The sequence below is a fragment of the Streptomyces sp. NPDC006372 genome, assembly GCF_040612515.1.
Classification (GTDB): domain Bacteria; phylum Actinomycetota; class Actinomycetes; order Streptomycetales; family Streptomycetaceae; genus Streptomyces.
Map to the genome: position 1 here is coordinate 195,631 of NZ_JBEXQJ010000004.1, position 13,092 is coordinate 208,722.

17 protein-coding genes, 1 tRNA gene and 1 pseudogene are annotated in these 13,092 nt (G+C 70.3%); 8 read left to right on the forward strand and 11 right to left on the reverse strand.

Translation table 11 applies throughout. From position 1 onward, the window contains the following. Positions 1-120 precede the first annotated feature (120 nt). From ABZ016_RS10355 to ABZ016_RS10375, 5 genes are read right to left on the reverse strand one after another with little or no spacing between them, the layout of a single operon-like run. On the reverse strand, positions 121-615 hold the full coding sequence (locus tag ABZ016_RS10355) for a DUF5994 family protein (protein WP_356916131.1): 495 nt from the start codon (positions 613-615) through the stop codon (positions 121-123). A 53-nt stretch (positions 616-668) separates the two neighbouring features. Beyond that, entirely contained in the window at positions 669-1,076 is a 408-nt protein-coding gene (locus ABZ016_RS10360; RefSeq protein ID WP_356916132.1) for a DUF5994 family protein, read from the reverse strand. Next, on the reverse strand, positions 1,073-1,753 hold the full coding sequence (locus ABZ016_RS10365; RefSeq protein WP_356916133.1) for a DUF5994 family protein: 681 nt from the start codon (positions 1,751-1,753) through the stop codon (positions 1,073-1,075). The genes ABZ016_RS10360 and ABZ016_RS10365 overlap by 4 nt, the downstream gene beginning before the upstream one ends. 59 nt (positions 1,754-1,812) lie before the next feature. Further along, the gene (locus ABZ016_RS10370) at positions 1,813-2,205 is read right to left on the reverse strand and encodes a hypothetical protein (RefSeq protein ID WP_356916134.1); all 393 of its coding nucleotides are present in this window, start codon (positions 2,203-2,205) and stop codon (positions 1,813-1,815) included. A 7-nt stretch (positions 2,206-2,212) separates the two neighbouring features. Then, the gene (locus ABZ016_RS10375; RefSeq protein ID WP_356916336.1) at positions 2,213-2,515 is read right to left on the reverse strand and encodes a hypothetical protein; all 303 of its coding nucleotides are present in this window, start codon (positions 2,513-2,515) and stop codon (positions 2,213-2,215) included. A 532-nt stretch (positions 2,516-3,047) separates the two neighbouring features. On the opposite strand from ABZ016_RS10375, the gene ABZ016_RS10380 reads away from it, so the two are divergent. After that, on the forward strand, positions 3,048-3,722 hold the full coding sequence (locus ABZ016_RS10380) for a hypothetical protein (RefSeq protein ID WP_356916135.1): 675 nt from the start codon (positions 3,048-3,050) through the stop codon (positions 3,720-3,722). A gap of 35 nt (positions 3,723-3,757) precedes the next feature. On the opposite strand, the gene ABZ016_RS10385 is transcribed toward ABZ016_RS10380, so the two are convergent. Next, positions 3,758-5,476 (reverse strand): SpoIIE family protein phosphatase, encoded by a 1,719-nt coding sequence (locus ABZ016_RS10385; protein ID WP_356916136.1) that lies wholly within the window; start codon positions 5,474-5,476, stop codon positions 3,758-3,760. A 493-nt stretch (positions 5,477-5,969) separates the two neighbouring features. Here ABZ016_RS10385 and ABZ016_RS10390 point away from each other — a divergent pair, with 493 nt between their 5' ends. From ABZ016_RS10390 to ABZ016_RS10405, 4 genes are all read left to right on the forward strand, one after another. Then, positions 5,970-6,182 carry a hypothetical protein gene (locus tag ABZ016_RS10390; RefSeq protein WP_356916137.1) on the forward strand — a complete coding sequence of 71 codons (213 nt, stop codon included), beginning with the start codon at positions 5,970-5,972 and terminating at the stop codon, positions 6,180-6,182. Between the two features lie 447 nt (positions 6,183-6,629). After that, positions 6,630-6,851, forward strand: a complete 222-nt coding sequence (locus ABZ016_RS10395; RefSeq protein ID WP_356916138.1) for a type II toxin-antitoxin system VapB family antitoxin — start codon at positions 6,630-6,632, stop codon at positions 6,849-6,851. Then, the gene (locus ABZ016_RS10400) at positions 6,848-7,258 is read left to right on the forward strand and encodes a PIN domain-containing protein (protein ID WP_356916139.1); all 411 of its coding nucleotides are present in this window, start codon (positions 6,848-6,850) and stop codon (positions 7,256-7,258) included. The genes ABZ016_RS10395 and ABZ016_RS10400 overlap by 4 nt, the downstream gene beginning before the upstream one ends. 136 nt (positions 7,259-7,394) lie before the next feature. Next, positions 7,395-7,535: a hypothetical protein gene (locus tag ABZ016_RS10405; protein WP_356916140.1), complete on the forward strand. Its 141-nt coding sequence runs from the start codon at positions 7,395-7,397 to the stop codon at positions 7,533-7,535. A 200-nt stretch (positions 7,536-7,735) separates the two neighbouring features. Here ABZ016_RS10405 and ABZ016_RS10410 read toward each other — a convergent pair whose 3' ends face one another. Next, positions 7,736-8,053: a hypothetical protein gene (locus tag ABZ016_RS10410; protein ID WP_356916141.1), complete on the reverse strand. Its 318-nt coding sequence runs from the start codon at positions 8,051-8,053 to the stop codon at positions 7,736-7,738. Positions 8,054-8,182: 129 nt separating this feature from the next. On the opposite strand from ABZ016_RS10410, the pseudogene ABZ016_RS10415 reads away from it, so the two are divergent. Then, positions 8,183-8,412 (forward strand): annotated as a pseudogene (locus ABZ016_RS10415) (transposase); the annotation flags it as partial. Between the two features lie 92 nt (positions 8,413-8,504). Here ABZ016_RS10415 and ABZ016_RS10420 read toward each other — a convergent pair. After that, positions 8,505-8,690 carry a hypothetical protein gene (locus tag ABZ016_RS10420; RefSeq protein ID WP_356916142.1) on the reverse strand — a complete coding sequence of 62 codons (186 nt, stop codon included), beginning with the start codon at positions 8,688-8,690 and terminating at the stop codon, positions 8,505-8,507. 116 nt (positions 8,691-8,806) lie between these two features. After that, positions 8,807-8,880, reverse strand: a tRNA-Gly gene (locus tag ABZ016_RS10425). Positions 8,881-9,398: 518 nt separating this feature from the next. On the opposite strand from ABZ016_RS10425, the gene dcd reads away from it, so the two are divergent. Both dcd and ABZ016_RS10435 read left to right on the forward strand, forming a co-directional pair. After that, positions 9,399-9,974 (forward strand): dCTP deaminase, encoded by a 576-nt coding sequence (gene dcd / locus ABZ016_RS10430; protein WP_193500959.1) that lies wholly within the window; start codon positions 9,399-9,401, stop codon positions 9,972-9,974. Positions 9,975-9,984: 10 nt separating this feature from the next. Next, positions 9,985-10,482, forward strand: a complete 498-nt coding sequence (locus tag ABZ016_RS10435; protein WP_356916143.1) for a phosphoribosyltransferase — start codon at positions 9,985-9,987, stop codon at positions 10,480-10,482. Between the two features lie 82 nt (positions 10,483-10,564). On the opposite strand, the gene ABZ016_RS10440 is transcribed toward ABZ016_RS10435, so the two are convergent. Together ABZ016_RS10440 and ABZ016_RS10445 are read right to left on the reverse strand one after the other, a co-directional pair. Next, positions 10,565-11,575, reverse strand: coding sequence for a Yip1 family protein (locus tag ABZ016_RS10440; protein WP_356916144.1), 1,011 nt, complete (start codon positions 11,573-11,575; stop codon positions 10,565-10,567). Positions 11,576-11,658: 83 nt separating this feature from the next. Beyond that, positions 11,659-13,092: an FG-GAP-like repeat-containing protein gene (locus ABZ016_RS10445; protein WP_356916145.1), complete on the reverse strand. Its 1,434-nt coding sequence runs from the start codon at positions 13,090-13,092 to the stop codon at positions 11,659-11,661.

Here is a 13,092-nt window from a genome sequence, read left to right on the forward strand (position 1 = left end):
CTACGGGCACGCCAAGGGCACGGCATCCGACAGACGTGTTTCCGGGCCGCGGGCAACGTTCCTCTCCGCTCGCGCGCCGACAACGCACGAGCCGGCCGTGTGGGCCTTCGCTCATGCGCATCAGGAGAAATCGTCCAGTAGAAGCTGCCGGCGGGTGTTGGTGTCGATCAGGATCTGCTGGGCCTGCTTGGGGTTGCCGGGTCGGACCGCTTCTGTCATCGCGGCTCGCGCCGCCTCGGGGGGCGTGTCGGGTGGGACCACGAGCAGGGAGAAGTGGTCCTGGTCCCCTCGGGTCACGAGCGCGGTGTCGTCGCCCACGGAGAAGACGTCGATGTGCACCACACGGTCGTCGACGGTCATCCGCGTCGGCATTTCGCCCCAGGCCGCGGAGTCCAGGCCGATCCGTGTGATCGGCCCGAGGCGCTCGGTCAGTGCGCTGACCAGGCCAGGCAGTTCGGCGGCGAGATTCCTGGAACGGGGCCACCACGCACCGTCGAGGATGCTCCGGCGTTCGTGAGTGGTGGTGAGCCGCAGGAGCGCCGTTCCGGGACGCATGGATTCATGTGCACCGTCCGCCAGCAAACCTGCCGGAGGCGGGGAATCGGGATCGGGCATCGTGCTCACCTGCCTGTTCGCGGCCTCCTCGCGTCCACGCTACTCCTGGCGTGTCAGGCGTGGTCGCTGAGCGCGGCGGTCATGATGGGTTCGGCCGCCTCCTCTGTGGTGTCGGGCGGCACGACCAGCAGGTCCCAGCGGCCGTGGCCGGGGGAGAGCAGGACGACGGTGTCCGGGGCGTGCGCCGCGACCGTCTTCCGCAGTCGCACGACCTGGTTGGCGACGAGCATCCGGCCAGGTGCCGCGGACCAGGCCGCTCCGTTCACCGTGACGCCGGCGATGTGTCCCCAGGCTCTTGGCAGGGCGGCGAGCAGCTGCGGAAGCTCCGCCAGCAGGTCGTAGGAACGCGGCCACCACACGCCGTCGAGACGACGCGGCAGCGCGCTGTGGGGCGCGAGGCGCAGGCGGAGGAGAGGGCGGGTGGGCGGTGCGGGTGGTGAGGGTGGCGCTGTGGTGATCATGGCGTTTCCTTCGACGGGTCGTGGAGCGGTCGGATCGGGTCAGGCCCGGCGGGCGGCAAGCCGGTCCGACGTGGGCGGTCACGGACCGCAACGGTTGCGGAGGCGGAGAGCGGGGCCCAGGGGCGTCTAGGTGCTCCGCCCTCGTCTTCCCACTGCTCCATCCGCCCCTGCTCGCGTACGGTTTCGTCGTCGACCCGGCGGCGTCGCTCGGCCGCCAGGAGCTCGCTCGCGGTGAGGTGGAGTGCGGGGTCGGCCGCCGCGGCCATGAGCCGCGCGGCCGTGGCGGTCTCGGTCCGGGGCGGGACGACGAGCAGGTCCCAGCGTCCGACGCCGTACGAGAAGAGCCGGATCATGTGCGGGTCGAAACCGGAAGCGAACCACGCGGCCTTCACTGTGTGCCCGGGCACGGGCAGGTCGCAGGGCGCCGCCGGCCAGGTGTCGCGGTGGGACGCCATGCGCGATACGCGTCCTCGCGTGGCGTCGAACGCCTCGGTGAGTGCGGGCAGTTCGGCCATCAGGTCATCGGTGCGGGGCCACCAGGCGCCGCAGAGGGGGCCGGGCGGGAAGGTCGGCGGGCGCAGGGCGAGCCGGGCAGGGCGCGGTGACGTGCGTACCGGGCGGCTGGGGGCGCGGTCGCCGGTCCTCGGCGGTGGGCCCGTGCCGGTGTGGGGGTTCATGGTCTCGGTTCCTGTCCTCGGGCGGCCGTCGTACGACTGCCGGTGCCGCTGGTCCGGCGTCAGCCAGGCTCGTCGGTGTGGGCGCGTCGTGCCTGGGTGCGGCTGGTGGCCAGCCAGGGCGACTGGGCAAAGGTCTCTTCGCCGACATGCCCGGTGTCGACGGTGAGATGGAGCAGAGTGCCCTGCCCGTCGGGGCCCGCGGGGTAGCTGCGGGGCTCGTCGCAGCGGAGGTTCCGGCGCAGCAGTTGCGCCACTCGTTGGGCGATGTCGGGGCTGGCGGCGATGATGCGGACCTCCGCGAGGTCGCCCAAGGAGAGATCACCATCGGCGGTCTCGTACGCCGGCGGATCTTCGCTTGTGTCGTGGGTGCTGCCGGTGCCGGTGCCGGTGCCTTGGCTGCGGCCGCGGCGGAGCGGCGCGGGCATGGACGTGACCTCTGTTCTGTCGGCCATTTCGGCCTCAACGTCCTGCGGTGTTCCGCTGGTTGTGCGTCGTCCGCTCCCTGTGGCGGCGCGGTCGGAAGCGTCCCCGTCCGCCGTCGCGATGGTCGCGACGCTCGTGCCCGGCGGACGGGGTGGAGTGCGGTGGTGGCGGCGGGCTGGTGCCGGCGGCTCGGTCGGCGGCGGCTGGTGGGCCGGGCAGGAAGCGGCTGTAGGAACGCAAGGCGATCCTTTCGCTGTGTGCGGAGTTGAGCCGGTGGATCACGTACGCTCCGGCGGCGATGAGCACGAGGAGCGCGGCGATGGTGAGGGCGATGTCCATGGCGGTCACGGCCTGACGGTCGGTCGAACGCGAGAAGAGCTCGGGAGAAGCGGGCCCGCCGTCCCTCGGGCGCGTGGTGGCGCATGGGTGCCGGTGGTGCCGTTCGGCGTGGCGCCGGTGGTGAAGAGCTGCAGTACAACCCTGCGCGGGTCGGGCACCGGCCAGGCTTGGGCGGCGGAGAAGGAATCGAAGGCCGGGGCCATCGTGCTGACCTGTCTCCGGAAGCTCCTGCGCTGCGCGAGGCTTCCGGCGAAGTGTCTCGCCGAGGACGAGACCAGCGCGGAAGCCGGTGTGCGACATGCCCTCGGTACCTCCACCGTACTCCCGTGCGCCCCCGACTGTCGGGAAGCGGACGGAACCGCCGTACCCGCTTCGGCGTTCTCGTCCACCGTCGGTACCGAAGGGGAGCGCGGCCGTGGGAGTACGGTTGAAGACACCGAGGGCGTCGCGCGCCGACTCCGACACCGGCGCCGCTCTCGGCGACCGACGACGCCGGGCCGGGCCCGCCCCGTGCCCGAGCAGGGCGTGCCTCATGACCGTGAACGTGCCGGCTGCGCCGACGACCACAGAACTGCTCGGGCGCCCCGTCGGTTCGCACCCGCCCGCGACGCGGAAGCCCGGCCCGAGGCCGGAACGGGGCTCCTCGCCGCGGGAAGGGCAACGTGTCCGTCCGCTGACCAGGCGTCAGATCGAGGACCATCTGCAGGAACTGGGCGATCTGTACGCGGAGACGTCCGGCGGCGGCCCCTGGGTGTGGAACCAAGCCCGCAGCGCCTTCCTGCGGCGGCTTGCGGCCGACGCACGGCGACCGGGATTCGAGCTGCTGATCGCGGAGACCACCGAGCTGACCGGATGCGCCTACGGCTTCCCCGTACGCGGCGACGGCCCCTGGTGGGAGGGCTTCGACGGATACCTTCCGGGGCGGCTGCTCCGGCTTGCCGCGTCCGGACGCCTCTTCGTGATCTCCGGGATCCACGTCCCCTCCCGGGTACGCCGACAGAACCAGGACCGTGCCTGGAACCTCGCCCGGCGCCTGCAGAAACGGCTGCTCACCGACCACGGTGCCGCCGTCGCCGTCACGCTGGTGAAGCGCTCCGACCACAGGACCGTCGAGGCGCTGCGGTCCTGGGGATGGCGGTACATCGAAGGCGACACACCTCGGACGGCCCCGCTCGGCCCGTTCCGCGTCCTGGTCCTCGAGACCTGAGCACCACGTGCCGCCCGCGCCGCGGGGCACGGCTCTCACGGCGACGGCAGGCGCAGGGCGAGGAGGGCCACGTCGTCGGTGCTGCCGGGCGGCATGCGGGCGGGCAGCTGGTCGCACAGCGTGTCCAGCGGTTCGTGGGCGAGCGCGAGGGCGTGGTGGCGCAGACGGGCGAGGCCGGTGTCCAGGTCGCTGCCGGGGATCTCGATCAGGCCGTCGGTGTAGAGCAGGAGAGTGGAACCCGGTGGAAGGGACTGCGCGGCGCTCGGCCGGCTGCCGCCGGGGCCCGGAGGGACACCGAGGAGGAGTCCCTGTCCCGCTTCGAGGTACTCCGCCTGTCCGTCCCGGGTCAGCAGGAGGGGCGGCGGGTGCCCCGCGCTGGTCCACCGCAGCGTCCACGGACCGGTGTGCGGGTCGCCTTCGAGCAGGGCGAGGACGAGGGTGGCCATGGGGACGGTGGTGATGGCGGGCATGGCGTCGTCGAGGCGGTCGACGACGGCGCCGGGCGGGCCGCTGTGGTCCCAGGCCAGCGAGCGCAGGATGCCGTGCAGTTGCGCCATTCCGGCCGCCGCGGTCAGGTCGTGACCCACGACGTCGCCGATGACCAGCGCGAGCGTGCCGTCCTTCCGCTCGAACGCGTCATACCAGTCGCCACCGACCTGGGAGCCGGCCGGAGCGGGCTGGTAGCGGGCGGCCAGCCGCAGGTGGCCGGGCTGGGGCAGCGGGGCGAGCAGGTTGCGCTGCATGGCCTCGGCGACGGCGCGCTGTCGGCCGAAGCGGCGGGCGTTGTCGATGACCAGCCCGACCCGGCGGCCGATGTCGCTCACCACTGTCAGATCGTCGGTGTCGAAGGGGTGTGCCGGGTCCGTGCGCACCAGTGTCAGGGCGCCGGTGACCTGCCGCCCGGAGCCCAGCGGCACCGTGAGGGCGGACCTCGCGCCTGCGGTCCGCAGGAAGCCGTTGTGGACGGTGGCCAGGGCGGAGGCGACCGGTACGGCCATGTCCGCCTCGCGCTGCACGACGGGATCACCGCCGTTCAGCACCTGCACCAGAGGCGAGCGGCCCTCCTCCCCTTCCTCGGGAAGGTGCTCCTGCCAGTCCTCCTGCGCGGCGTCCCGGCCCTCGGGGCCCGTCACCGCCACACGGTGGACCTGGCCGGAACCGACCCTGAGGTCCACCGCCGCCCAGTCGGCGAGGCGGGGAACCAGCAGGCGGCCCAGCCGGGCGAGGGCCTCATCGGTCTCCAGAGTCTGACCGAGCACGTCGGTGATCTCCGCGACCAGCGTCAGCCGCTCGGTGAGGTCTTCCAGAGCACGTGTATAGGCCGCACGCTCCCGACGGGCGCTGCGGTCGCCGGCGGCGTCGGTCAACAGCACGGCCATGCCCATGAAGGCGCCGTCGTCCCTCAGGGGAGAAGCGGACCAGGAGATCGCGATCAGGCGACCGTCCCCGCGCAGACAGATGTGGCCCTCCTCGCGTGCCTCGGCCCTCTGGGCCAGGGCCCGCAGCAGCGAGCACCGCTCCCGGGGGACCCTGCCGCCGTCCGCCTCCCGGTGCAGCAGGTCGTGTGCGTCCTCCCCGAGCATCGCCGCAGCGGAGCGGCCCAGTAGCCGCTCGGCGGCCGGGTTGACCGCCAGAAACCGTCCAGCGGGGTCCACCACGGTCAGGGCAGTGCCCAGCTGCCCGACGACCTGCCGCCAGAAACCCGGCTCGGCCGCCGACCACCGCCGCCCCTCGTCTCCGACACCCTCCACCACGCCGCCTCTCCAGTCATGGAAACCCTCCGCGGGCGCATCGGCAGACCGAGACACCGGTCGATCGATGGTTCCCCGACTTGGCTCGATCAACGCCGCGACCTTGCCTCAGGCCCATGGTGTACGACGCGTACGGATAGTGGTCGTCGCCGAGCCGGTCGACGGCGTACGGCTGTCTTCGGCGTACTACCCGCTCCGGAGTGGCCGGTGCCGGTCCGCGCGGCACCCGCGGCAGTGTGGGGCCGGGCGCGGCGGCGCCCGGCCCTGTCACAGGAAGGCCATGCGTTCCCTCGGGGGCGGCCTGCCCCGCAAGCTCTTGGCGGTGCGGTTCCTGGCCGGTCACCAGTAGTAAGGGGGAACCGTGGTGGTCGGCCTTCCGAGCCCCTCCCCCTCTGCCCAAGGCAAGTCCGGCGGCAAGCTTCTGCCGCCACCGCGCAGAAGGGGCAGCCGCACGGCGGTGCGCACAACCGGCGGCAGGTGTCTGTGGACCGCTGACATGTCGTCCGACGAGATCGAGGACCGGATCCGCGGCCTGCTCGTCGATCTTGGCGTGGGCCCAGCACATGACATCCGCTACGGCCTCCCTGCGCCGCAGCCTGGCGACGGGCGGTATCGGGGGGAGCCGCCTGCGAAGGGCCGTGTGCGCCTGATCCGCGAACTGTTGCTTTGCATAAGCGACTTCGCAGCCATGTCCTGCACCCCGAAGTGATCGCTTCATCTCGACCTAGGGCACGCGGAGGGCACGGAGCCACAAAGCGGTCTAGACAACAAGTAAACCCCAGGCCGCTGACCTGGGGTTTCGCTATGGAGCGGGTGACGAGAATCGAACTCGCGCTCTCAGCTTGGGAAGCGATGGCGCTTGGATGGGCGGATGGCCTCTGACCTGCGTGGATTCGTCGTTCTCGCACCGCTGCGCGGGCCTGGTGGCACCGCTGTTGGCCGTAGTTGTCCGCTCTTACGGGCATGCTCAGGGCACGGGCGCCACCAGCGGCCGAGCCAGACGTGCGCGCTCACTTCGCACGGACCAGCGGGCACCGTGCGCCTGGCTGATCTCGATGGTCGGTTGCGACCGCAGATCCGATGCTTGGACGTGGCCTCGCGAATGTTGGTGACGTATTCTTCTATGTACATCACCAACATCGCATGGAGGTGCCGTATGTCTGTGACCCAGATCGACATCGATGACGACGCTCTAGAACGCGCCATGGCTCTGTCTAAGGTCAGGACCAAGAAGGAGGCGGTGAATCTGGCCCTGCACTTCTATGCCGAGCAGCAGGAGCGGGCGGCGCGCATCAGCCGTCACTTCGAGCGTGCGCGTGAGTGGGGTGCCGTCGATGACGCAGAGCGCCTGCACCGGGCGGAGAAGCGCAGCAGGTGATCTACTTGCTCGACACATCCGGTCTGGTCCGGCTGCTCCGCGAACCGCAACTGCAATCGACCTGGTACGACGCGATTGACGCCGGGGCCATCGCATCCTGCTACGTGCAACGCGCCGAGTTTCTCCACAGCGCTCGGAACGGCCGCGAGTACGACGAGATCTCGGAGATGTTCACTGATCTGTACCCCGACGTGTCGGTACCGAAGAACGCGGGGCGCTGGATTGGCGCGGTGCAACACCGTATGGCTCAGGCTGGAGAGCATCGCAGCGCCTCCGCTGTGGACCTCGTCATCGCCGCCACCGCGGCCCATCACGGTCTGGCTGTCCTCCATGATGACGCCGACTACCGGGCCATTGCCCGGCACGCATCCGACCTGACCGAGCACAACATCCATGACGTGGCTTGAGGCGCTTTGACCTGGGAATACGTAGCCTCCCAGCCTGTCGGGAGTGGCGGTACGGGGATCTGATCGGTCCGTTGCGGCGCCGCTGTCCGCATCCATGCGCCCGCCGCCCTGTTCGTCCCTGTCCGCTACGGCGCGCGTGGACCTCGCCGACGCCTTGAATGTGGCCCTCGCCGCTGACTATGACACCGACGCGGTCCTCACCCTGGACCAGGCCGCCGGTCAGTCAGGCTCCGCGCCCGCTCCGCCGCAGTTCAGCCAAACGGCCTCTTACCTGTGACAGCACGCCGTCAAGGACCACACACCAAGGGGCCCTTGCACGATGAGCGCCCGATCCGGTCGGGCATTGCGCAAGGACCCCTCAGTGCCTCAACTGAGGAAGAAGCCCACCAGAGCCACAACAGCTCGATCACCAACCCCCGTCATCGCCAGAGCAACGGGGACTGACAGTGACTCCGGTCAACTGCTGGGGCGACTCGGTCAGTTGCAGACTGCTGCGGCGTCGCCGCCCGCGCCCCCGTCGCCCCCCGCCGCGACGAAGTTGACCTCGTTCGTCTGCGTGACGGTCGACAGCTGGCCGTCGACGACGGCTATGTTCGACTGGTTGATCTCGTTGTCGTTGATGGTGGCCGATCCTCCCGCGCCGCCGCCGCCACCGCTGGCCGTGGCGGTGCAAGTGGGCGGAACCTTGGCGTTGTTGACATCGGTCGTGTCGTCAGCCTGAGCGGTGCCGGCGCCGAGGAGGCCGACCGACCCGAGCATGGTGACCACGGCGAACGCCTTCTGAAGCTTGCGCATTGGGTCTCCTACTTGTGCGATGAGGATCAGGGCGATCCCCATACGGGTTGCAAAGACGACAATATGGGCGATCTATGCGGAAATTAGTTTTAACTACTCCATTCGTGCTCAGGGTCTTTGCACTAGGCGGTGATCGAGCCGCTGCTGCCGAGGCGCGAGCGGCGGTTCCGGCACCCGGGACGGGACGCAAGCGGATCGATGACCGCAAGACGCTGCAGGGCGTGCTGTTCGTTCTCTACACCGGCATCCAGTGGGAGTACTTGCCGCAAGGGTCGGGGTCCGGTTCCGGGCCTCCCTGCTGGCGGCGGCTGGCCGAATGGCAGGAGGCCGGGGTGTGGGAGGAGCTTCGCGGACTGCTTTCGTTGACGACGACCGTTCCCGTCTTCACGAGCGGGCAGCGCCGGCCGTGCCTGCAGGAGCGGCGCTGCGCGTGATCACGGCCCCCTGACGCTCATGGCGCACGCCCGTTGCGCTCGGTGTAGATCCACAGGAGCCGCCGTGCGAGGAGGGCAACGTCCCGGAGGCAGACGAACGCGCCGAAGGCGGGAGTTCTCTCGGTCGGCCGGTTGCTGGGGTCGATCAGCATGCAGCCCTTGCGCGTGAGCGTCCGCACTTCCGTGCCCTCGTCCGCTCCCAAGTCTTCGCAGACCAGGGTGTTGCCGCTTCACCTCGACTTGGGGCACGCGGAGGGCACGCAACCCCCCAATTGGACCAGACAGACAAACCCCAGGCCGCTGACCTGGGGTTTCATCATGGAGCGGGTGACGAGAATCGAACTCGCGCTCTCAGCTTGGGAAGCTGATGTTCTACCATTAAACTACACCCGCGTAAGACGCCGACGGAGTCGGTGTCCGGACGGTGGTCACTTTACCTCATGTCAGGCTCCCGGTGTTCATGCCGTGGAGCCTGTCGGTTTTCCAGGCATGGATTCCGACTGCGGGGTACCGGAGTTGGGGCGTACGGTGGGGTGCCGGCGAGGGTCCGGGCGGGACCGGAGTGCCGCCTGCAGGGCCATCCCTTTGATCCCGTACTGTGGCTTTTGTCGTCAGGCAGGCAGTAGCCCGACGCGGCTCTTGGGGAAGGGACTCTTGGACTTGATGGAGCGCACCGTCGTCCGCTGTGCGGATGGGCACGTGTTCACCACCGCTTCGTTCCCGATGCAGCAGGCTGAGCGCCTCGGCCCGGGCCGGCTCCTCCGCTGTCCGCGATGTGCGCGGCTTCGGAGTGTCGTGCCCGTCAGCTATCAGAAGCGGTAGCAGCCCAGCGGTAGCAGCACAAACGCGTACCAAGGCGCGCGGAGTCGTCCGGTTGCGGGCGCTCCGCGCGCCTTGCGTATCCTCGGGGCGTGCTTCTCTCAGACAAGGACATCCGGGCCGAGATCGACGCCGGACGGGTGCGGATCGATCCGTATGACGACGCGATGGTGCAGCCGTCGAGCATCGATGTGCGGCTGGACCGCTACTTCCGGGTGTTCGAGAACCACCGGTACCCCCACATCGACCCCTCCATCGAGCAGGCCGATCTGACCCGGCTCGTCGAGCCGGAGGGGGACGAGCCGTTCATCCTGCACCCCGGGGAGTTCGTCCTCGCCAGCACGTACGAGGTCATCTCGCTGCCCGACGATCTCGCCTCCCGGCTGGAGGGGAAGAGTTCGCTGGGGCGGCTGGGGCTCGTCACGCACTCCACCGCCGGTTTCATCGACCCGGGCTTCAGCGGGCACGTGACCCTGGAGCTGTCCAACCTCGCCACCCTGCCCATCAAGCTCTGGCCGGGGATGAAGATCGGGCAGCTGTGCATGTTCAAGCTCAGCTCGCCCGCCGACTTCCCGTACGGGAGTGAGCGGTACGGGTCGCGGTACCAGGGGCAGCGGGGGCCGACCGCCTCCCGGTCCTTCCTCAACTTCCATCGGACCCAGGTGTGAGCGACCGGATATGAGTGACGTGCGGGAGAACCTCTCCTACGAGCAGTTCGGCATCGCCGTGCGCGAGCTCGCGCAGGTCATCGCCGACGACGGCTACGAGCCCGACATCGTGCTGAGCATCGCCCGCGGCGGTGTCTTCGTGGCCGGTGGGCTCGCCTACGCCCTCGACTGCAAGAACATCCACCTCGTGAACGTCGAGTTCTACACAGGGGTGGGGACGACCCTCGAGATGCCCGTCATGCTCGCCCCCGTCCCCAACGTGATCGACTTCTCCGAGAAGAAGGTGCTGATCACCGACGACGTCGCCGACACCGGCAAGACGCTGAAGCTGGTGCGCGACTTCTGCCTCGACACCGTCGCCGAGGTGCGCAGCGCCGTGATCTACGAGAAGTCCCAGTCGCTCGTGAAATGCGAGTACGTCTGGAAGCGGACCGATCAGTGGATCAACTTCCCGTGGTCCGTCGACGAGCCCGTGGTGCGGCGCTCCGGGCAGGTGCTCGACGCCTGATCACAGGCAGCAAACTCGACGACTGATCGCAGGCAGCAGAAAGGGGCTCCCCAGGGAGCCCCTTTTCCGTGCGCGCGGAGAATCAGACCGTGCCCAGCTTCACGATCGACAGCAGCGCGATCAGCTGGATCGCCGACGCGCCCAGCGCCTTCGGCCAGGGCAGGTCGTGGGAGCGGCCGACCATGAGGGTCAGCAGTGCGCCGCCCGCGACCCAGGTGGCCCAGCCCAGCAGCTGCACGAACGTCGCGTCGCCGCCGGCGAACATCGCGAAGACCAGGCGGGGTGCGTCCGTCAGGGACATGATCAGCATGGAGAGGCCGACCGTGGGCTGCCAGGCGCCGTCGCCGCCGAGCTGCCGGGCCAGGGTGTGGGTGACCACGCCCAGGATGAACGCGCTCAGCACCATCGCGACGGCCGTCGTCAGGACGATGGGGATCGCGTTGGAGAGTGTGGCGTTTATCGCATCCGCGCGGGCGCCGTCGAAGCCGAAGACGGCGAGCAGGCCGTAGAGGAACGTGACGATCAGGGCCGGGCCCCACATCGTGTAGTCCCGCATCTGGAGGAACGTCTGGTTGGGGGCGAGGACGATGCCCCTCAGCAGGGCCTTCCAGTGCAGGCGCGGGCCGACCGGGCCGGGCGGCGGGGCCGCCGCGCCGGCGCGGTAGGTGTCGCCCTGGCTGTAGGGGTCCTCGCCGACCGAGAAGGCCTGGGTGTGGCCCGGGTTGTTCGCCGCGTACGGGTCGTGCGGGCCCTGCGGGCCGGGCGGGTACGCACCGTCGCCGAAGTACTCCGGCTCGCCCTGGTCGCCGTAGCCGCCGCCGGGTCCGGCGTTCGGCTGCGGCCAGGTGGGGCCGCCGCCGTTGCCGTACGGCTGCTGCTGCGGGTACGGTCGCGGCGCCTGCGGGGAGCCGTACGACGGTCCCTGCGGCGTCTGCTGCCCGTACCGGGGGTCTTGCGGTCGCGTCTGAGGAGCGCCGTTGTTCCGGCCGCGTCCGATCCTGAATCCAGCCACGTCTTCGAACGTACCTGGTCCCCGGCGGTGGTGTGCCGGGCCCGGCCATCCGGGCCCGGCTTTGCGGCCGAGCTGTGACATCCCTTAAGGGGCAGGCCCCTTGAGTATCCGTGAGGGATCAGGGTTCGGCCGTACGGGCACCGCCGTGACCCGCCACGGGGGCGTCAGTTCAGCATGTCCTGGCCCAGCCTCAGGTACCCGGTCGTCGACATGCCCAGGGAACCGGGGCCGAAGCTGATCGCGTTCTTCCCCGTCACCCCGGAGGCCGTGCCGCGCAGGCTGTAGATCGCGCCGGAGGGGTGGTTCTCGCCGTCGGCGCCGACGGACAGGTCCGCCTTGCCGTCGCGGTTGAGGTCGGACAGCCGGACGGACGCGCCGAAGCGGTCGGCGCTCTCGGCGGTGCCGGGGACGCCCGCCGTGTTCTGGGTGAACGACTGGGCGCCGGTGCCCGTCATACCGGCGGCCGAGCCGCGCAGCACGATGACGCTGCCCGCGATCTTGGCGGTGCCGATGGTCTCGTGGAGCACGCCGACGGCCACTTCCGCGTAGCCGTCGCCGTCGACGTCGGCGACCGAGAGGTCGTTGCCGAACGCGTCCGTCTCCTCGTCGGCGCCGGGGACTCCCGGGGTGTCCTGGTGGATCGTGGCCTGCGGCTGGGTGCGGACTCCGTTGGCGCCGCCGAGGTAGGAGACGACCGAGCCGCCGAGGCTCTTGCCGTTCGTCCCCGGGGCCGCGGTGACCACGTCGTCGTAGCCGTCGCCGTTGAGGTCGCCGACGGCGGCCAGCTCCCAGGCGTCGCTCTTCAGGAACGTCTGGAAGGTGAGACCACCGGAGGCGGAACCCAGGTAGATCATGTTGCCGTCGGCGTAGGTCTCCGCGTCGCTGCCTGTGATCACCAGGTCGTCGGTGCCGTCGCCGTTGAGGTCGCCGGCGGAGAGGTCGCGGGCGCCGCTCAGGCCGCTGTTGGCCCGCAGGCCGGTGGTGAGCCCGTAGCGGGTCGCCGCGCCGGAGGTCTTGGTGAAGCCCTGGTGGATCCAGACGTCGCTGCCGGTGCTGCCGACGGCGAGGTCGGGGCGGCCGTCCCCGCTGAAGTCGGCGACCGCGAGGGACATGCCGTACTCGTCGTGGGCGGACACGGCGGGGTCGGAGACGCCCTTGCCGCCGGACAGGCCGCTCTTGCCGCCCCAGACGACCGTGACGGAGCCGCCGTCGGCGTCGGAGCCGACGTCCTCGCCGGTGCTGCCGATCACGAGGTCGGCGTACCCGTCGGCGTTGAGGTCGCCGGAGGCGAGGGCCTTGCCGAACCGGTCGCCCTCCTCGGCGGCGCCGGGGATGCCGGCCGTGTCCTGGGTGAGGACGGTGCGGCGGGCGGCGCTGATGCCGTTCGCGGAGCCGTAGGTGACGACGACGGCGCCCGCGTCCGTCTTGCCGCCGACGGGGGCGTAGGGCGCGGCGAAGGCGAGGTCGCGGTAGCCGTCGCCGTTGAAGTCGTCGGCGTACTTCGCCGGCGCGGCGGAGGCGGGGGTGGTGAGGAGGACGGGGGTGGCGCCGGTCGCCAGCAGGGCGGCGACCAGGGCGGTCGTGGTGGATCTGCGCAT

Coding starts and splice junctions, on each gene's coding strand:
- ABZ016_RS10445 (WP_356916145.1), bottom strand. CDS start 13,092: ATGCGCAGATCCACCACGACCGCCCTGGTCGCCGCCCTGCTGGCGACC.
- ABZ016_RS10390 (WP_356916137.1), top strand. CDS start 5,970: ATGTCGTCCGACGAGATCGAGGACCGGATCCGCGGCCTGCTCGTCGAT.
- ABZ016_RS10410 (WP_356916141.1), bottom strand. CDS start 8,053: ATGCGCAAGCTTCAGAAGGCGTTCGCCGTGGTCACCATGCTCGGGTCG.
- ABZ016_RS10355 (WP_356916131.1), bottom strand. CDS start 615: ATGCCCGATCCCGATTCCCCGCCTCCGGCAGGTTTGCTGGCGGACGGT.
- ABZ016_RS10370 (WP_356916134.1), bottom strand. CDS start 2,205: ATGGCCGACAGAACAGAGGTCACGTCCATGCCCGCGCCGCTCCGCCGC.
- ABZ016_RS10375 (WP_356916336.1), bottom strand. CDS start 2,515: ATGGACATCGCCCTCACCATCGCCGCGCTCCTCGTGCTCATCGCCGCC.
- ABZ016_RS10395 (WP_356916138.1), top strand. CDS start 6,630: ATGTCTGTGACCCAGATCGACATCGATGACGACGCTCTAGAACGCGCC.
- ABZ016_RS10435 (WP_356916143.1), top strand. CDS start 9,985: ATGAGTGACGTGCGGGAGAACCTCTCCTACGAGCAGTTCGGCATCGCC.
- ABZ016_RS10365 (WP_356916133.1), bottom strand. CDS start 1,753: ATGAACCCCCACACCGGCACGGGCCCACCGCCGAGGACCGGCGACCGC.
- ABZ016_RS10360 (WP_356916132.1), bottom strand. CDS start 1,076: ATGATCACCACAGCGCCACCCTCACCACCCGCACCGCCCACCCGCCCT.
- ABZ016_RS10380 (WP_356916135.1), top strand. CDS start 3,048: ATGACCGTGAACGTGCCGGCTGCGCCGACGACCACAGAACTGCTCGGG.
- ABZ016_RS10440 (WP_356916144.1), bottom strand. CDS start 11,575: ATGTCACAGCTCGGCCGCAAAGCCGGGCCCGGATGGCCGGGCCCGGCA.